The sequence below is a fragment of the Rubripirellula amarantea genome, from assembly GCF_007859865.1.
Lineage (GTDB): Bacteria > Planctomycetota > Planctomycetia > Pirellulales > Pirellulaceae > Rubripirellula > Rubripirellula amarantea.
This window is the reverse complement of record NZ_SJPI01000001.1, coordinates 2,420,754-2,439,062: the sequence shown is the minus strand read 5'-3', so window position 1 is coordinate 2,439,062 and position 18,309 is coordinate 2,420,754. Positions and strand designations below refer to the sequence as shown.

Sequence of the window (18,309 nt, the reverse complement as noted above, 5' to 3'; positions counted from 1 at the left end):
CCCTTTCCCATTCATAGCATCTGGGACGAAGGGCGAGCAGTTTGGTAGCGTTTTGACGCCCATTCCAATGCCCTGGAGTACTGTTTTTACTGTAAATCGCAGGCAAAACAGTGTTTAGCTCTCGTAGCCCGCTATGGAACAACGACCAGGAACCTGCGCCCATGGCCAATCCCATCGTCAAAGACATGATCGAAGCTGGCGTCCACTTTGGACACCGTACCAGCCTGTGGAACCCGAAGATGGCCCCGTACATCTTCGGCAAAAAGAACCAAATCCACATCATGGACATCCGCGAAACACTTCGTGGCATGCTCCGCGCCAAGAAATACCTTTCCCAAGTTGCCGCCGGCGGTAGCCTGATCCTTTTCGTCGGTACCAAGCGACAAGCGGGTGAAGCTGTCGAAGAACAGGCTCTTCGTTGTGGAATGCCTTTCGTTAGCGAACGTTGGCTCGGTGGAACGCTGACCAATTTCCGCACCATTCGCAGCCGATTGGGCCGTTTGGAAGAACTCGAAGAACTTCGCAGCAGCGAACGAATCAACGAGTACAGCAAGAAGATGCAATCTTCGCTGAACCGCGAGTATCGCAAAATGTACCGTAACCTTAACGGTCTTCGCACCATGAACCGCCTCCCTGAGTGTCTGTTCATCGTCGACCCAGGCAAGGAACGCAATGCAGTTCGCGAAGCTAAGCGTCTTGGCATCCCGACCGTCGCCCTGATCGACACCGACAGCGACCCGTCGCAAATCGACCTGCCAATTCCTGGCAACGATGACGGTATTCGCAGCATCGAATTGATCATGAAGCAACTTGCCGATGCGGTAAACGCTGGCAAGGGCCAAGCTGCCATGAACAAGGGTTCGGACAAGCCGACAGCATCTGCTGCCTCCGCTGCACCACAGCCCGTGGTTGCCGAACCGGTTGCTGCAGAATCAGCACCTGAAGCCTAGGCTTTCGGACGTCTTACGTTCGATCCCCCCTGTATTCACGCGGAGAACGCACTTTGCATCTCGCAAATGCGTTCTCCCGTTTTGTTTACCACCCGAACTTAGTTCGCGGTGTACCTGTCCCAATCATTGTTTCAGTTAGAGATAAGAACGAGTAAGAAGACTATGGCGATTTCAGCAAAAGACGTCAGTGACCTGAGAAAGTCCACCGGCGCAGGCATGATGGACTGCAAGAAAGCCCTCGAAGAGTCCGGTGGCGACATCGACGGCGCTCTGGACTACCTTCGCAAGAAAGGCAAGAAAGTTGCCGAAAAGCGTGGCGACCGCGAAGCAAGTGAAGGTGTTGTCGTTGCCAAAACCGATGGCAATCGCAGCATCCTTGTTGCACTGTGCTGCGAAACTGACTTCGTTGCCAAAAACGAAGGCTTCATCGAACTCGCTGACCAAATTGCAACGCTGGCGATGGAAAACAAAGTCGACACCATCGAAGCTCTCAACGAGCTGAAGATTGGCAACAGCACGGTCAGCGAGCGATTGATCGACGAAACCGGCAAGATCGGCGAGAAGATTCAAATCTCGGACTTGCAAGTTGTCGAAGGCGACAACATCGCGTCGTACATCCACGCAGGCAGCAAGATTGGCGTGCTTGTTTCGTTCAAGGATGGCGGCAAAGACGGCGCGGATCAATTCTTCCGTGGCGTTGCAATGCACATCGCTGCAATGAAGCCTTCCATCCTGCATCCAGACGAATTCGACGCAGACTTCGTGCAGAAGGAAACCGAAGCGTTGCAGGCCCAAATCAACGCCGAGAACGAATTGAACGAAAAGGAAAACCTTGGCAAACCCGTCAAGACCGTGCCTCAATTCGCCAGCCGTCGTCAGCTAACCCCTGAAGTAATGAAAGCAGCAGAAGACGCGATCAAGGCCGAATTGGCCGCTGAAGGCAAGCCCGAGAAGATTTGGGACAAGATCGTTCCAGGAAAGCTCGATCGCTTTGTTGCCGACAACACGTTGCTTGACCAAGAGCGTTGCTTGATGAGCCAATTCTATGCTCTCGATGACACCAAAACTGTCGAAGCTGCAGTCAAAGAATTCAGCCCTGAAGCTGAAGTCGTTCAATTCCGACGCGTTTCGGTCGGCTAGTATAGCTAAGCCCCTTTCTCCTGGGGACTAACAAATATCGTTGAATTTTGAACCTCGTCGCCCCCTAGCGGATCGACGAGGTTTTTTTGTTTATGATCTTCGGTATAGACTGGTCGGTGCCAAGGCACCGTGCCCATGATTTCCCTCTTTTTGAACGCCTCTCATGACCACAGACTCGGACCCGGAATCGCCTGCCCTACAATACCATCGTGTGATTCTAAAACTCAGTGGCGAGAGTCTCGCGGATGCCGGAGGCCGAGGAATCAGCAGCGAAGAATCGGGCCAGATTGCCAAGCAGATTGCTCAAGCTCATAAGAGCGGTTGCCAGATCGCGATTGTCATCGGCGGCGGCAACATACTCCGCGGTGCTCAATTCTCAGGGAGCAATTCGCTCGTCCAAGAAGCAACCGCCCATTCCATGGGAATGCTCGCGACAGTAATCAACTCCTTGGCGATGCAGGATACGCTCGAACGCATTGGGCTGCAGACCCGAGTGATGTCGGCCGTACCAATTGAAAAATTTGCCGAAACATTCATTCGACGACGCGCCATTCGCCATCTTGAAAAAGGTCGCATCGTGATCTTGGCTGCGGGGATCGGAAACCCGTTTGTCACAACCGACACAGCAGCGGCGCAGCGGGCTTTGGAACTCGATGCAGACGTGATTTTAAAGGCGACTCGTGTCGATGGAGTCTACAGCGAAGACCCCGAGAAAAATCCACACGCTGTACTCTACGACTCGCTTTCGTATGAAGACGTCATCCGCAAAAACCTTAAAGTCATGGATGCCACAGCGATTGCTCTTTGCCACGAACATTCCAAACCAATCTTGGTGTTCAATTTCAAAAAGGATGGCAACATTGTCAAAGCCATCTCAGGCGACACCGTAGGAACGTGGATTGGCAAGCGTTCTTAAGACGCACATGATCTTGCACGCTGTATCAAACTTTTCAAACGCTATTTCACACCTCGGAAAAAGGGACGCATGATGTCAGTTGAAGAAACCCTCGTCGACGCAGAAGAACGTATGGATAAGGCAATCGCCGTTCTGCAACACAACCTATCGGGCATTCGTACCGGACGCGCTACACCAGGACTTGTCGATTCCATTAAAGTTGATGTTTATGGTTCCGCAACACCTTTGAAACAACTCGCCTCGGTGGGCACACCAGAACCTCAGCAAATTGTCATTCGCCCTTACGACACTTCGACCATCAAAGAGATTGAAAAAGCCATCGTAGCTGGCGACCTCGGCCTGAACCCTCAAAACGATGGCCGCATGATTCGTCTGAACGTACCGCCTCTTTCGACGGAAGTTCGCAAGAAGATGGTTGCCCGAATCAAAGAGCTTTCCGAGGAAGCTAAGATTTCGATTCGCAACATCCGTCGTGATGCCAACAAAGCAGCCGACACGGCCGAGAAGGCAAAAGAGATTAGCGAAGATGATCGCGATCGCCTGAAAGAAGAAGTCCAAGAGCTAACGAAAAAGTTCGAAGCTCAGGTCGTTGAAATGGCAAAAGCTCGCGAAGACGAAGTCACCGAAAGCTGACTCAAACGTTCTTTGAGCCTCGGCTAGCCATGTCCCCTAATGGATCATCAACGTTGGTCACCAACTTTCATCCATCGCAAGACAAGACGCGAAAGAGCTAGCCGAGCACTCGCACTCAAGCTTTCCATGGCATCACTCTCCCACAGGGAGAGCTAAACAAAGCGAAGAGCAAACGACCGGGCTGAGCTCTTTATCAGCCAAGGACGTCGCCGCAAACCCGCGGTCGGCATTCCGCCGACCCCAACCATAAAATGGTTCGTGGCAAGACGAGCTACGAACTACCATCGAGCCTGCCCAGGCTGTGTTTGTTATCATCGTACTTTTGTTTCTCGCCTACTGAAGGTCATGTCCCATGTTGCGTGCTGCAATCGGATACTCGCTAGTTCTCGCTTTACTCGTGCTCGGCAAACCGCTTGTTGGCCAGGAAGCCACTTTAGCGCCGCTCACTTTCGAAATCCCAGCCACCGACGAAGGACTTGCCGGTACCGGTCCGATTCGTCGCTACGACTGGATGAAAAACATTTGGAATGAGCGACGCACGACGTTTGCGAAGAACGCCGCTGAAAGTACGGGTGCCATCGTTTTTCTGGGCGACTCAATCACTCAGGGATGGGCCGATGATTTTCGAGACGATTTCTCGCCGATCACCGAAAACGGATTCAAAGTCGCTAACCGAGGCATCAGTGGCGACACGACGCGTGGCATGCTACTGCGTCTTGAAGACGATGTTTTATCACTCAAGCCAACTGCGGTGGTGATGCTGATGGGAACCAATGACCTTGACGAAGGTGCGACGCCCGAGTCCACGGTCGGCAACATTGGGCTGATTCTAGAGCGGATGAACGAACATAATTCCGAGATGCCGATTGTGCTGTGCCTCGTCATGCCAAGCAGCGAAACCAAGAATCGTCCCGCCGAGAAAATCAAGCAAATCAATGAAGGTCTTCGCGATCTAGTTCGCGGGAACGACCAGGTTACCATTGTCGACACCTGGACACTGTTCGCTGATGAAAACGGCGATGCCAAAGAGGCTGAATTTCCAGACCTTCTCCATCCCAATGGAATTGGCTACGCGAAATGGCGAGCTGCATTGCTACCGATCTTTGCGACTTTAGGCTTCACTGATCTTGTTGCCGATGACTTCGAAGTTGAGCCTGGATTCGTAAGCCTTTTTAACGGGAAGGATCTCACCGGATGGCAGTTCAGACCTACTCCTGAACCAATGCGAAAGGGAAGGGCACGCTGGCTTGGATCCAACCCAAAGGGAGTCACATGGCCATTGGTTGAAAGTGTGACCCATTTTGACGGCTCAACGCAGTCACCCAACGGTCGTTTCGTTGCGATGCCCGGTCGTATTGTGGTGACCACTCCATCCAGCGGTCGAGTGATCGAGCAATTGTGGACCAAGCAAGAGTTCGATGGCGACTTTACGTTACGATTGGAATTTCGAGCTTCAGTCAATAGCGACAGTGGCGTCTTCATCCGCATGCCGCAATTACAAGTACGCGATTACTCACTTGCCGGCCCTTACAAGAACCTCAAGCGATATCAACCGCAGCAATGGAACGAACTTGAGATCACGGTCAAAGATGACGTAGCCCATTGCACATGCAACGGCGAAGTCCTAGAGCAAGCCTTGCCACTGCCCGCGAAGGGACCGATCGGACTAGAAGGCGACCGAGGACAAGTCGAGTATCGACGCATCCGCATCCGGCTGCCTAATGAGCTGAACTAAGCGGCGTGCTTCACTCGCCATTGGAAACCAAGCATTCCATAGATTCATTGAGACTGCTTGGATCACCATTCTTGCGCGAGAAGGAATTACTTAGGCGTGCAAATGCAAGCGATGGCAACAATAGCATCCGCCGACTTAACGCCCGCAATGAAGCATTTCTTACCGGTTACGAATGGACGATGGTCTGCACGACTTTTAGAATGCCGGATAACCGTACTCGGGGTTGGTAACATCAAAATCGGTGTCCGTCAGACCAACGTTTAACTCGACGTTTTCGTAGGTGTAGGATTCCAGCAGTGGTGGTTCCTCGCCATCAATCGTCGGCCAACCGAAACTGCGATAACGAAGAATGAGTTGACGGTCGACGTCCAAGAAAATTTCGGCAGTTTGATAGTCGTCGTCAGTCTTTTTCTCTTTGCGTTTCGTTCTCACCACTCGCAAGAATTCAACTTGCCGACCATCAAATTCGTAGTTCGGCGTGAGCGTGATCTGAAGGTCCGGATCATCAATATCTTCACCTCCTCGTTCGATTAACTTCTCAACCAGCTTGACCAATCCGATTTCGCTTACCGGGTGCTTTTGGCCCTGCATCGCAATCATTCCATTGGGATCTAGATAGATCGTCTTGAGCCCCAGAAGCATTCCCGTTTCGTGGACAGCCATCTTGCCATCATAGAGATCGCTGCCCCATATCACTTTGCGACCAGCTTGTGATTGTGGTGCTTCAAAGCGGAGGAAGACACGCATAGGAGCATCATCACTAGAATTGCGTAGTCGCGTTTGCACCTTCAAACGAATGACGGTTTCTTCGCCAAGCTCTCCGGTGTCGCCGCGTTCTTGCTTAACAAAACGAGCCGTGTAGTCCGACAAATTTTCGGACATAGATTCTCGCACAGCCTTGGCTCGATCGATCACCTGAGCCATCGTCAGCACTTGAATGTCGCGATGGCTGCCCAACGCCTCCGATGCCCCCGCAGAAGCAATTGCGCCCGACGCACCAGCGACACTTGCCGAACGAGGCGACTCAACAACGCCTGATGTTGAAATGGGAGCAGGAGAGGAAATGGTCGTTGTCCGCGCATCGAGGTTGCGCGAACGCACCAATAGCAATGCAACGGTAGCCAGGATGATTGGAACCGTAATCAGTAGTATGCGTTTCAAGAAACCGATGACCAAAAACGAGAATGAAAAGAGCATTAAAAAACGCTGGCCGTATGTCCGGCCAGCGTTTCAAGTTCATGTAAGTTCTGCATAGGCAAGTGAGTCACGCCGTGGCGAAAATCCGGTTTGCCCCAGAGATATCCAGACTAGAATTGCCCCTGCTGCATTTGCGCTTGCTGGGCCTGCTGGATGGCTGCACCAATCGCCTTCAACAAGCCTTCGCCAACGGTAATCTTTGTCTCTTGACCGTTGTGAATGACATCCTGAACAACCGTCAACAAGCCTGGGTCAGCGGAGCGAGACAATTCAGCAATCATGGCCGAGATAGCGTCGTTGGCTTCCACTGCGTTGGCGTACTCTAGGATAGGCAACAAGCGGAACTTCAATTGACCAATCGGACGATCGGCACCTTTGTCGGCGTCCTTGCTGTCGATCAAACCCTTCAGCAGATTCTCGCTATCAGGTCCGATAGCGACGTAAACGGACTTTTCTCCGGTACCGATATGAACCTGGAGCGTATCGCCGAATACGCGGCGAGCTTCGTCTTCACTTTCGGGAACGTCGGCTTCGATCAGGTGCATGGTCACACCGTTGTAGACGCTTCTATCAAATTCAAATCGCGGTGCACTAGCGTCATCTTCGACTTTGGCTGCAATGTCTTTTGCAATCTGGGCAGCTTCAGAACCGTCCGAGACGAAGGACCCAAATACGAACTGGAACTTCTCGGTATCGGTCAGCAACAGAGCTCCCACATCGGCACGTCCTTCCGCAATCGAATCCATGGCGAGCTCGGCAATACGATCGATCATCTCTTTGATGTCGGCCCGTTGAGCAGGATTCAAGTCATCTTCATTTTCAAGTGCACTCGCCAGAGTGCCCAAACTCGATTGCATGCTCGCTCGAGTTTGATCAATTGCTTCTGGACTAATCGATGTTGCCGCATGGTAATAAGCGGCTGCATCCTCACGAATGACTGAAGCGAATGCAGAGGGAATCGGTTTTGCCCCGCCGTAAAGTGATGCCAACTTTGTACCGTCGACGGCGACAAAAGCAGTGTCCGCGACAATTTCTTTGTTCGCTTGATCGATGTTCAGCCCGAAATTGAGCTCATCGGTTTCATTGATGAATTGCTCTAGCTGCTTCATGCTTGTTTCGGCGACGTCGCGAGCTTGGTCTGGGTTGCCACCAGCCTGCTTTTGCATCGCTTGTTCAAATCCTTGGCGGATTTGAGCAACCAACATGTTGCGCGTCTCTGCGGGAACTTGCTGCAACTTGATGCGAAACGCGAGGTCATACTTATTGCCCATTCCGTCAAACAAACTGCTCGGATCGGCCGGTGCAAGGTCCAACAGATCCTTTTGCGGAGCCAGCGCTGCCCACGAATCCATTTGGCGAATGAAGATCGTGTTGGCACCGACCGAGATCACAAAAGTGCCATCATCAAGTTGATCGGCGGGACCAGTTTGCGCCTCGAGCCGCTTTAGCGTGGCCTTGATGTCGTTAGTCGGAAGCAATGCAATGGGCTGAGGTGCGCCGTCGACCAATGGTACTAGCACACCGATGGGCTGATCTAAATTGATGCCCTGGGCGAACATCCCGGCAAACATCCCAAAGGTCATTCCGGCATTCGGTTGCCCCACGGCCGCCGTAACATAATTGATGTCCTGCATCAGCTTGTTGATTGAACCAAGCGTTACGACCAACACGGGTTCGGTTGCGTTGGCGGTGGCACCGGGCGACGCCTTGGGTTGGAATTTCTCCTGAGCCAAGGATTCCTGGCAGGGAGCCAATGCGAGGCTTAGCGCCATCGTGCAAGCGACGGCGACGCGTGTCAGCCTTCCTGCAACAGGCTTGAGGTGGAGATTTCGGAATCCGTTGTGCATGAAATTCGTCCTAAGGAGTTGGGGTTTTGGAAAACCGTGACTGATATTGAGATACCGTTGATGCTGGGTTTACCCCAGTGATCATCCAAGAGTTTCGTTATTCTCGCAAAATTACGGAATGTCTCTAGGGCACAAGTTCATAGGCCTGGGGCCTGTGTAAACGGGGCGCATCTAATCGGGGCGAGTCTAATCATAGAGCCGTAGCCAACAATTAATCCCAGCGGCTGAGCCTAAAGCCCAGGTTTAGCGACGTTGGATTCAGAGCCACGACTCAGAATCTGGACTTATTGCCTGGGCAATGCGTCGACCGAGAGTTTGGGCCACGACAACCAAGACAAAATAGAACTGAGACAACGACAGCGAGCCCTAGCAACGACAACCATATCAGGCATAGCCAAAGGCAAGGGACGACTATTATCCAATGCTGTCCGTTTCCCAGACCGAGTAGCGATAAGGCTCTTCCCGAGACGGGATGCCTGCACTGCTCAAATTGGCGTGCCGCATGAATTGCTTGACGTGCGGTAGGGGCGTGCCGAGCATAAGTGCCAGAAACAGCCAGCGACCAAAAGCAGTTGGTCGCTCAAGCTTTGGTCGGCCCTTGTCACGAGCCGACTCAATACAGAACGCTTAGATAATTAGCGTTCCCGGTAAACGATTCGACCTTTCGTCAAATCGTAGGGCGATAACTCAACGCGAACCTTATCGCCGGGCACGATACGAATAAAGTGCTTTCGCATTCGGCCAGCTACGTGCGCCATCACCTCGGATCCCGTTTCCAATTGGACACGGAACCGTGTGTTAGCGAGTGCTTGTGTAACAGTGCCTTCGACTTCGAAGGCATCTTCTTTCTTTCCCAAAACTTAAACCTCTGGTGACATATGGAACAACATTATCAGTATGACAACGCTGTCGAGCCTTGCCACCGAAGACATCGGCAACAGATTAACGCTTGCTGAACTGGACGCCACGACGTGCGCCACGCAAACCCGGCTTCTTACGTTCCTTCATGCGAGAATCTCGCGTTAGGAAACCGCCTTCACGAAGAACGTCGTGAAGGGATTCGTCAAAGCTGACCAACGCACGAGCCAATCCCATTCGGACTGCACCGCTTTGCCCAGTCATTCCACCGCCACCGACTCGGACGAGAACATCGACCTTGCCGGCACATTCAACGACATCAAGTGTTTGCATGACTTGAGTGCGGTGAGTGTCGTTGACGAAGTATTCCTCGAAAGGAACGTTGTTGATTTTGATGTTTCCGCTGCCGGGGCGAACGCGAACACGGGCAACGCTGCTCTTGCGACGACCGGTACCCAGGCAATCGCCGTTGATTTTGTCTTTTTTAGCTACGACAGACATGGAAAGTTGATTTCGTTAGAAATGAATATTGGATTAATAACAAAGGACGCGAAAGAGTCGTTTAGCCGACCTTCTTGCTGGTCCGCTTCAATTCGGACGGTTGCTGCGCCGTGTGTGGATGCTCGGGACCTGCATAGATCTTCAGCTTCTTGAGCATTTGAGTCGCCAGCTTGTTCTTAGGCAACATGCGGCGAACAGCGTGGAAGATCAAATCTTCGGGCTTACGGTCTCGACGATCGCCGTAGCTTTCCAAACGAAGTCCAGGGTGACCGGTGTACCAGGTGTAGTGCCGGACATCCATCTTGCGACCCGTCATCGCGATTTTCTCAGCGTTAGTGACGATCACAAAGTCGCCGCAGTCCACGTGAGGTGTGTACTGGGGGCGATGCTTGCCCATCAAAACGACAGCAATATCACTGGCCAAACGACCGAGAACTTCGTCGGATGCGTCGACGATATGCCATTGTTTTTCGACTTGACCAGGCTTGGCCATGTAAGAAGCTTGAGCGACCACGATATTTCTGCGGGAAAACGGTGATTTGGCGGAAAATTTGAATCGAGGAATCTATCGGTAAGCCAACCAAACAGCAAGGCCTTTTAAAGAAAATCCTTAGGAGATAGGCGTTTTGGGCCACTCTGAGCGGCGGTTTCGCCTTCCATCGTCGCCGACGGAGCGACCGCGAGCGTTCAATCGGCCTGAAAACGCTTCAAATATTCCTTTAAACGCAGCTTCTTTCGGGCGCTGTCGCTGGTCATGTAACGAACGCTACCGAACACCGGCCGCTTGGGTCCCCACGCTCGATCGTACCGACCAAGCACCCAAAAAATGCCGCTGTAGGAGTTCGGATCGCGACCATCGAGGCCGTATTTGTTGTTCAGATGCACCATCACCTCGAGGGCGTCGCGAGGGTTTTCAGTCCAGTGGAGGATCTTCTTGCCCCACAGCATTCGCATGTAATTGTGCATGACTCCGGTTTCCACCAATTCTCGCTGGGCCGAATTCCAAAGTTCGTCGTGGGTCTGAGCGTTTTCAAATTCTTCGAGTGAGTACACCTCTGGCCGCTCGTCCTGCTCGTGTTCCGAAAGAGTTTTCTTTGACCAATCAGGCAGTGAATCGAATTTGTCGTACGTGTCGGGATGACGAAACGACAGGTTGAACCCCATTTCTCGCCAGGTAAGGACTTGGTCGAGAAACGCTTCGGCTGGCTCGCTCGTATTCCAAAATCCGCTGTTCTTGCCATTGGCGGCTGATGCCTTATCCGGCGTCCATTCCTCTTTGTCGAAAATCTCGGCCACAATTTCATGTGCCGATAGGTGCCCAAAGTGCAAGTGGGGACTCAACCCAGACGTGGCGTGCTCATCGGGGTGATTTCGGTCGTCGTTGTACACGTCCAGTGTTTCGTCAACAAATTTGGCCAATCGCTTTCCAGCATCGATGTGACCTCCAGTAACGACGGGACTTGGGACAACCGAATGGTCGATCGGAATCTTAGAAAGACCGTCTCCATCAAGGAGTGAATCAAAGTCCGCTGCCGGCCACTTCCGAAGGATCTTGGACGGAAGTGATTCGAGCTTGGCAAGTTTGACCCGCTTGAGCGGATCTTCGCGAGGCATCTCGGTCAGTGCGTCCAGAATGTTCTTTTGCATCCAACGTCGATAGCTGTGAGCGACGGTGAAAGTCCGCTCCGGCGTGCGAAGTGGCATCACACCGTTGGAATCGACAAGTTCAAGCCGAGCAGGAATCCGATCTTTGACGGCTTCGATCAAGTGCGGCAGGAAAAAACAGGGGTACTCATCGGTCACAACCGTGCATGCCGACTTGGCTAGCTGATGCAACAGCGGAGTGCCCGCCCCGGGCTTCGGTTCCACATACGGGAAGTAGGTAACGGGACGATCCTGAAAGTGCCTCGCGTTGTCTCGCATTCCTTCGATAACGAAACGATGAAGCCGATCACTGGCCCAGCGATACCGTACTCGCAAAGGCTCGAAAATGACCAGCGGCTTTCCAAATTCCTTGGCTCGATCAACAGCATGCTGCAGAGCAAAATTGTACCTTGGACGGCGAAACGCGATCATCCAATACAGGACGTAGTCGCCACCTTCGCGAACTTCGTGGTCGTTGGCGTGGGAGTGCCGGATTTTGGGAATAGACATGAATTACTGTAGCGAGCAGCCCAGTCAGTAGATGACCAAGGCGGATATACCCAACGCGTTTCTGGTCAAAACCCCACGGCTTGGCGAACTATTAATCGCTCTCGTCGTGGCAATCTTTTTCCTCGTCTTCCTCGTCCTCGGAAGCAACGTACTTAACCATTTTCAAGCAGTTGCCTTTATCGTTGTACACCACGTCATCCATGAAGGCGTGAATCATGAACAAACCACGACCGCCAGCACACTCGAGGTTTTCCGGATCCGTTGGGTCACCGACTTTCGAGAAATCAAACCCTGGGCCTTCATCGGCAATCGTAAAAGCAACTTCGTCGCGAGTGGCGTGCAGAATGATTGTCACCCGGCGATCCGCATACGGTAAGGCAGATTTGCGAACGGCAATCAATTCGTTGTATTCATCACCTTCGCCGTGATCACGAAGTTCGGATGAAATCTCGAGGTTGCCGTGAACAATCGCATTTAGCAAAGCTTCGTCCAATGCCATGCCAATTTGCATTCGAGTGCACTCACTAAAGAGATCCATCTCGATCAGCATTTTTTCCAGCCGTGCGATCACAGCGGGAACAATGGACTCTTGATTGTCGATTTCAAGCGTCAACATCGCTTCTTTGGTGTACTGAGCCACTTCCAATACGGAACGCTGGGATTCTCCGATGGACAATACCTGTCGCACCACTGGCGCCAGTGTCGTATTTAAGTCTCGCTTGGGAACGTAGCTAGCCGCGCCACGACGCAGTGCATCGGCGGCCACGTCCTCGCTTCCTTCGCTGGTGGTCAATACAACCGGTAAGGAGGGATTCGTGCCACGCAAGATTTCGACCAAGTCCAAGCCACTCATTCCCGGCATCTGCATGTCAGAGACCACTAGCAACGGAGGCTTCTCGGCGATTGCGGCGAGCGCTTCTTCGACGCCGACAGCCGATTCAACTTGGTAACCGTCCTGCTCCAAGAGGATCTGCATCTGACGTAGCTGGGTCGGGCTATCGTCGACGACAAGAATATGAGAAGGACCAGCCATAGAGTAAAGTTATAGGGTCAACAGGTTGATGGAGGCCTGAATGTCGTAACCGAATCCCGACACGGATACCGTTTCCGAGCGGTTGCGGGGACGCTTTGCGTGACGCAGCTAAATACTAAAAGGGGCGTGACTTTTCACTATCTTACTGGCAAACCAGTGCCGATGGGGGCCCAGGAACATGAACGCCCGAAAGACACCGCTCCCTCATGCAGGTCTTAACGAACGGGTAAGATCTGGCAAATTGCTTCCTCGCCCCTTTATTCTACTTCCCCCAAGAGATTTACCTTGCTCGGCCAGCGTCTCCGTTCGCGATTTCCGCTGTTGATAGCCTTGCTGGGCTTGGCAACCGCAGTCCTCGGCTACGTTTTCGGTCTGGCACACCTTCAAGCTGCCCACGCTGCTTTCCTCGGGCCCAGCGATTTGTACGGCCCGCGATTCATCGACGTTATCGTCTTTGGATGGTGCTTTTGGATTGGTTCATCCATCGGAAGCTTCTTGAACGTCGTTGCCTGGCGGATGCCGCGGGGCGAAAGCGTGAACGGACGTTCGTACTGCCCTCGCTGCCAAACGCGACTTCAGGCAAGAGACAATTTCCCTGTCTTCGGATGGCTCATGCTTGGCGGCCGATGCCGACAATGTCGCCTGCCGATTTCACGCCGTTACCCAATCGTTGAACTTGTGGTCGGGCTAAGCCTAACGTTGATTGCGATTGGCCAACTTTATCAACTTAGCTTGCCCTACGTGACAAGCCGCTATGGTGGCGGACCGCTTTGGCAGCCCATCGTCGACCGTTACGTGTTGACGACGCTGTTCTTTCATATCTATGCGGTCACCATTTCGTGGGCGTTCGCCCTGATTCGCTATGACCGCAATCGCATTCCTGCTCGACTGGTCGCGTGGGGCATCATGCCGATCATCCTTGCGATGTTGGTGTTCCCACCGCTCATGATCGTGTCCTGGCGAACGCTTGGCGATGCAGACCTGCCTAGCTTGTTCGGTTCAAGTCTGCGAATCGATGCCGCGATTCGCATTGTCACGGGTCTCGTGGCGGCAGCAATCATCGGCCGATCTCTCGCGAGAGGCCTGTGCCCCAGGGCCGATCTGAAACTTGATCCGTTAGGCAAGTCCACAGCAAGATTGGTGGACGTGATTTTGATCATCTCCGTTCCCGGCTTGATCATCGGTTGGCAGTCGGTGATTGCCTTGGTGGTCGCCGCATCGATTCTCGCCGTGTTACTGCAACGTTTCTTTTTGCGACAGACCGATCGACTCGGCAGCTTTGCAATCGCTATCCCGATATCACTCTCGGTTCACTTGTTCGCCTGGTGGCGTTTGCATGACTCGCCTTACTGGCCATCGGATACTAGCCAACCAATGGTCGTCCTCGCGTGGGCAGCCATCATCTTGCTGGTTCCTTTGTGGCTGAAAGACGCACCCGAGCAACCCAACCTATCGGGCCTAGCGTACGCAGACTCGACGTCGGACGATGATGGTGAAGTTGATGAAGATGAAGCTGAAGTTGAAGCTGAAGTTGAAGCTGAAGTTGATCGGGCCGACGATGAAGAACAGGAAGGAGGCCAACGTGACGAGACTGCTACCGCTTAGTGGCACTGTTACTTTTGCGAGCGTTGCCCTGTGCTTTGTCAGTTTGAACGTCATCGCGGTTGAACCGCGCGTCTCGACACGGACGCGAATCATATCGGCGGGATGGAACCAGCCCACGCTCGACCAACTGGCTCGCGATCAGAATGAATTGCCCAAGCTTCCCATCGACGGTTCTGTCGTTTCGATTCGCACCGAAACCAATCCGCCCGACTTGTTCTCTGTCGCCCATTCAGCTTCACCATGGGACGCGAGCGTATTTGAATCCGCGACCGAGATCCTGGAAACCGTACACCCCAAGATCGCGGCCCAGTGCTATCTGGGACTGAACGCAAACCCGGGGGACGTGGACTTTTTTGATGACGAAGGCTGGAAACAGGTTACCGAACATTGGCGAATCGCCGCGCGACTTGTCGCGAACGGCAAACTGCGAGGCATCGCATTCGACCCCGAAGCGTACACACTTCCACATTCCCAATTTCAGTACTCCGCCCAAGCCTCGGCCGCTTCGTATTCTTTCCAGGACTACGCTGCGGCCGCGCGTCAACGCGGTCGTCAGGTGATCACCGCGGTGAATAAAGAATCACCCAACATCGAGATCCTTTCGTACTTCCTAATGAGTTTCCTGGTCAATGATCGATTGATGATGGGGCCTTCACCAGTGAATTCCGCTGGGCAGAGACGGGACGACTTCCAGTGGTGCTTGGCTGGACATCAATATGGTTTGCTGCCCGCATTCCTAGCTGGCTTGCTCGAAGCATCCGATGACTCAGTCACGTTTTTTGATGGTTGCGAATTCGGCTACTGGATGGAATCGCGATCGCAGATGATTGAACATGCACGTCAGGTTCGAGTCTCCGGCTGCAATATCATTGAGCCCGAAGTTCGATCGAAGTACCAATCCAAAGTACGACTTGCCTTTCCCATATTCATGGACTTGGTCACCGCCGATGCGATCCCCCACTGGACGCTCAATCCGGCGGAAACGGATCGGTTGAAGGTTCTAACAAACCAAGTTCGATGGGCTCAACAGTCTTCCGATGGACTGGTTTGGATTTACAGCGAACGCGGGCGATGGTGGCCCGAGGCAACCAGTACTGCACTATGGAACGGGAAAGACGTTTTTCGCGATTGGCAAGAGGTCTTACCGGGGTGTAACGATGCAATCACAACAGCGTTGCAAGCGTCACAAGAATTGGTGCAAGACCGAACCGACGACCAGGCAACCGCATCCGAGCCAGCCTTAAACCTGCCATCCAACGAGGATGCGATTGAAGTAACCCCGCTGAACGACCTCGCTTGGAAAGCGGTGATTGCCAATTCAGACGCGACAAGCGATGGATCCACCACGAACGCACGAATTGAGATCGCCAATCAACAAGTTTCAATTGTTGGCCCGGTCGGTGGTGCCGCGACGGCTACCGCTTCGGTCAAAGCCGGCATGCACTACTCGGTTAAATCTCAGATCACACAAACGGGTCGTGGCATGCCGCGATTGATGGTTCAATTTCAGTCCGAAGACGGCGAACCCATTTCAAATAAACGTCAACTTCCCACGCAGCCATCGGGTGATCTCTTCTACGCCTATCCTGAGGATGGAACCCCGTCGGAATCGAGACGCTGCATTCTGCGTTTCCAACCTCCTGCTGACGCTGCATCAGCCATCATCTTTTGTCTCGTTACGGATGCAGTTACCGCCGATGACAAAGTCACTTTCGAGTTTTTGAATCAGTGATTCGCGAGACACGCAGAACCCAAATGCTAACTCGTTGTTAACAAACCATCCCTAGGCTGGCGAACGATGCGATCAACATTTTGCATTGCGATGTTGGCTTCGTTACGCTCAGAAATGCACCAAGCAATCGTGCTTGGTCTTGTCTATGCCTCATCGCGCAAAGTGCGACAGAAGCTCGCCTGCGAATGAGCGTCTCTCTTAGAAGGATTTTGTTATGAATCGCAGCTATCTATGCAAGCGTTCGCAGGGGTTCTTTGGATTATGGTCCATTGCCATAGCACTGGCCGCGATGCCACCCGATCAATCGCATGCACAGACAATCGTTGCCACTAATCCGCCCACTCAAATCACAACCGAAACATTCTACGAGATAGACGTCGCGTACAGCATTGCTGACGATGCGATCGTTCAAGTCCAGTTATTTCAAATGCTTGAAAACTCTTGGGCCTTCATCGACCAAGTATGGGAACCCGTCCTTGATGGTTCCACTTCGATCGCCATTCCGTTCTATGTGCCTGAGGAAGCGGCACCAGAGGACAACTATCTGTGGCAAGTCATCCTTTACAACGGAAGCGACTGGGAAAAGTTAGACGAGGAAATCTTCTATCCCATCACCGTTTCCGCCAACGCACCTGACGTGATTACGGGATCGAATGCGCCCCCGGAAGTTCAGACGAATGAAAGCTACGATGTTACTGTGGAATACGAAATTTCAGTTGATGGAATCGTGCAAGTTCAGTTGCTCGATTCATCTTGGAACGTGATCGACCAAGACTGGACCTCAGTCGACTCCGGAAGCGAATCTGCGACAGTGACAATCGATGTCCCCATCGACCAACCGCTAGCCGACGACAGCATTTGGCAAATCATGCTGTACCGCCAAGACCCTAACACCTGGACAAAACTTGACGAAATTATCGCCGAGGGAATAGCAATTGTCGGAAACATGGGCGGACCCAACCTCGAATGGTTGCCGCCCGGCAATTCTTGGGCGCTGGAATGGCAAGACGAGTTTGAAGGCACGGGACTTCCCGAAAACTGGTATCCCCACCTTGGTACCAATCCCGAAGAAGTCAGTAACGAGATTGCCGCTGCGGCCGCGGAAAATCGCATCCCCGAATATCCGCTGCGTTATGGTCCTTATGACGGAAACAATGCTTGGATGTTCAGCACCGGCTACGGAAACCATTGGCTCGACGGATCGGGCAATCTTCAACTGCAAATTCGAGCGGACCTGAACGTGGACCTGGCTCATGGCAAGAAGGTTGAATCGGCGTACTTGATGTCGGGGCAACCGGTTGCATGGGACGACTCGGTTCCGGGAACGGGAGTGAGATGGGAGGGTACTTTGGTGAGTCCCGGTGATGGTGAAATCTACATCTCGACCAGGGTGAAGACGAATGAGATGGTCGGCTACTCGACTTGGTTCGCGTTCTGGTTATTCACTCAAACCCAAGCCTATGATCGGGTCCCCGCTACCGGAACTGAAATCGACATCATCGAAATTCCCATCGGTGAACCAGCTTGGATGGATGGTGTTTTCAACGTGGCTCACCACTGGGGAGTACCCACGCAGGCGGAATTGAATGCTGGCATCAAGTTCAGCGAATCGCTTCAATACAGCGGTGTGATCGCCGAAAGCTTGGCGGACGTGACCGCTGACGAATACCACACCTACGGTCTTCGATGGTCCGCCGATTCAATGACCACTTACGTCAATGGAGTCGAAACCTTCACCTTCCCCGACAATCCACCGGGAAATCCAGTCCCGGCGATTCCAGCGAACCCGTCGGACATGATGATGATGTTGACACTCGAGTTCGAGAAAGACGCTTGGGTCGACAAGACACTGGATGACCAGGGTGATGGCAGATTCCAAGGAACGCCTCTTGAAGAAGATGCCAATTACCGGGTCATGAGCCGAGCCCAGGTCGACTACGTCCGAATTTGGCGAGCTCAATAAGGCTCACCCGAAAGGTTCTCTTACTGTCGCGGGTTTTCTCCGCGA

The 18,309-nt window shown here is 52.9% G+C and carries 15 protein-coding genes; 8 read left to right on the top strand and 7 right to left on the bottom strand.

The genetic code is table 11. The features are described from left to right. Positions 1-161 precede the first annotated feature (161 nt). From rpsB to Pla22_RS08860, 5 genes are all read left to right on the top strand, one after another. Entirely contained in the window at positions 162-950 is a 789-nt protein-coding gene (gene rpsB / locus Pla22_RS08880) for a 30S ribosomal protein S2 (protein WP_146514300.1), read from the top strand. Between the two features lie 162 nt (positions 951-1,112). Continuing rightward, the gene (gene tsf / locus Pla22_RS08875; protein ID WP_146514299.1) at positions 1,113-2,090 is read left to right on the top strand and encodes a translation elongation factor Ts; all 978 of its coding nucleotides are present in this window, start codon (positions 1,113-1,115) and stop codon (positions 2,088-2,090) included. A 163-nt stretch (positions 2,091-2,253) separates the two neighbouring features. Continuing rightward, positions 2,254-3,006 carry a UMP kinase gene (gene pyrH, locus Pla22_RS08870; protein ID WP_146514298.1) on the top strand — a complete coding sequence of 251 codons (753 nt, stop codon included), beginning with the start codon at positions 2,254-2,256 and terminating at the stop codon, positions 3,004-3,006. A 72-nt stretch (positions 3,007-3,078) separates the two neighbouring features. Further along, positions 3,079-3,639: a ribosome recycling factor gene (gene frr, locus Pla22_RS08865; protein ID WP_146514297.1), complete on the top strand. Its 561-nt coding sequence runs from the start codon at positions 3,079-3,081 to the stop codon at positions 3,637-3,639. A 352-nt stretch (positions 3,640-3,991) separates the two neighbouring features. Beyond that, positions 3,992-5,374 carry a GDSL-type esterase/lipase family protein gene (locus Pla22_RS08860; RefSeq protein ID WP_146514296.1) on the top strand — a complete coding sequence of 461 codons (1,383 nt, stop codon included), beginning with the start codon at positions 3,992-3,994 and terminating at the stop codon, positions 5,372-5,374. Between the two features lie 195 nt (positions 5,375-5,569). Here Pla22_RS08860 and Pla22_RS08855 read toward each other — a convergent pair whose 3' ends face one another. The 7 genes from Pla22_RS08855 to Pla22_RS08825 all read right to left on the bottom strand — a co-directional run bounded on the left by Pla22_RS08855 (position 5,570) and on the right by Pla22_RS08825 (position 12,964). Continuing rightward, complete coding sequence (locus Pla22_RS08855) at positions 5,570-6,571, bottom strand: DUF1571 domain-containing protein (RefSeq protein WP_146514295.1); 1,002 nt, start codon at positions 6,569-6,571, stop codon at positions 5,570-5,572. A gap of 110 nt (positions 6,572-6,681) precedes the next feature. Continuing rightward, entirely contained in the window at positions 6,682-8,418 is a 1,737-nt protein-coding gene (locus Pla22_RS08850) for a hypothetical protein (RefSeq protein ID WP_146514294.1), read from the bottom strand. Between the two features lie 635 nt (positions 8,419-9,053). Continuing rightward, positions 9,054-9,275 (bottom strand): translation initiation factor IF-1, encoded by a 222-nt coding sequence (infA, locus tag Pla22_RS08845; protein WP_068259019.1) that lies wholly within the window; start codon positions 9,273-9,275, stop codon positions 9,054-9,056. 85 nt (positions 9,276-9,360) lie between these two features. Further along, positions 9,361-9,777 carry a 30S ribosomal protein S9 gene (gene rpsI, locus Pla22_RS08840; RefSeq protein ID WP_146514293.1) on the bottom strand — a complete coding sequence of 139 codons (417 nt, stop codon included), beginning with the start codon at positions 9,775-9,777 and terminating at the stop codon, positions 9,361-9,363. 61 nt (positions 9,778-9,838) lie between these two features. Continuing rightward, positions 9,839-10,270, bottom strand: a complete 432-nt coding sequence (gene rplM, locus Pla22_RS08835) for a 50S ribosomal protein L13 (protein ID WP_146515328.1) — start codon at positions 10,268-10,270, stop codon at positions 9,839-9,841. A 194-nt stretch (positions 10,271-10,464) separates the two neighbouring features. Next, positions 10,465-11,853 carry a cryptochrome/DNA photolyase family protein gene (locus tag Pla22_RS08830; RefSeq protein WP_146515327.1) on the bottom strand — a complete coding sequence of 463 codons (1,389 nt, stop codon included), beginning with the start codon at positions 11,851-11,853 and terminating at the stop codon, positions 10,465-10,467. A 169-nt stretch (positions 11,854-12,022) separates the two neighbouring features. Then, positions 12,023-12,964: an ATP-binding response regulator gene (locus Pla22_RS08825; RefSeq protein WP_146514292.1), complete on the bottom strand. Its 942-nt coding sequence runs from the start codon at positions 12,962-12,964 to the stop codon at positions 12,023-12,025. A gap of 321 nt (positions 12,965-13,285) precedes the next feature. Between Pla22_RS08825 and Pla22_RS08820 the strand changes: the two genes are divergently transcribed. The 3 genes from Pla22_RS08820 (at position 13,286) to Pla22_RS08810 (ending at position 18,264) form a co-directional block, all read left to right on the top strand. Continuing rightward, on the top strand, positions 13,286-14,569 hold the full coding sequence (locus Pla22_RS08820) for a prepilin peptidase (RefSeq protein ID WP_146514291.1): 1,284 nt from the start codon (positions 13,286-13,288) through the stop codon (positions 14,567-14,569). Then, positions 14,547-16,301: a hypothetical protein gene (locus tag Pla22_RS08815; protein ID WP_146514290.1), complete on the top strand. Its 1,755-nt coding sequence runs from the start codon at positions 14,547-14,549 to the stop codon at positions 16,299-16,301. The genes Pla22_RS08820 and Pla22_RS08815 overlap by 23 nt, the downstream gene beginning before the upstream one ends. 214 nt (positions 16,302-16,515) lie before the next feature. Then, a complete protein-coding gene (locus Pla22_RS08810) occupies positions 16,516-18,264 on the top strand; it encodes a glycoside hydrolase family 16 protein (protein WP_146514289.1) in 1,749 nt (582 codons plus the stop codon). Positions 18,265-18,309: the final 45 nt, after the last annotated feature.

Bases quoted from the DNA above. Each gene is read 5' to 3' on its own strand.
- Pla22_RS08825 (WP_146514292.1), bottom strand. From the start codon at position 12,964: ATGGCTGGTCCTTCTCATATTCTTGTCGTCGACGATAGCCCGACCCAG.
- pyrH (WP_146514298.1), top strand. From the start codon at position 2,254: ATGACCACAGACTCGGACCCGGAATCGCCTGCCCTACAATACCATCGT.
- rpsI (WP_146514293.1), bottom strand. From the start codon at position 9,777: ATGTCTGTCGTAGCTAAAAAAGACAAAATCAACGGCGATTGCCTGGGT.
- tsf (WP_146514299.1), top strand. From the start codon at position 1,113: ATGGCGATTTCAGCAAAAGACGTCAGTGACCTGAGAAAGTCCACCGGC.
- Pla22_RS08830 (WP_146515327.1), bottom strand. From the start codon at position 11,853: ATGATCGCGTTTCGCCGTCCAAGGTACAATTTTGCTCTGCAGCATGCT.
- Pla22_RS08860 (WP_146514296.1), top strand. From the start codon at position 3,992: ATGTTGCGTGCTGCAATCGGATACTCGCTAGTTCTCGCTTTACTCGTG.
- frr (WP_146514297.1), top strand. From the start codon at position 3,079: ATGTCAGTTGAAGAAACCCTCGTCGACGCAGAAGAACGTATGGATAAG.
- Pla22_RS08850 (WP_146514294.1), bottom strand. From the start codon at position 8,418: ATGCACAACGGATTCCGAAATCTCCACCTCAAGCCTGTTGCAGGAAGG.
- Pla22_RS08855 (WP_146514295.1), bottom strand. From the start codon at position 6,571: ATGCTCTTTTCATTCTCGTTTTTGGTCATCGGTTTCTTGAAACGCATA.
- rplM (WP_146515328.1), bottom strand. From the start codon at position 10,270: ATGGCCAAGCCTGGTCAAGTCGAAAAACAATGGCATATCGTCGACGCA.
- rpsB (WP_146514300.1), top strand. From the start codon at position 162: ATGGCCAATCCCATCGTCAAAGACATGATCGAAGCTGGCGTCCACTTT.
- Pla22_RS08810 (WP_146514289.1), top strand. From the start codon at position 16,516: ATGAATCGCAGCTATCTATGCAAGCGTTCGCAGGGGTTCTTTGGATTA.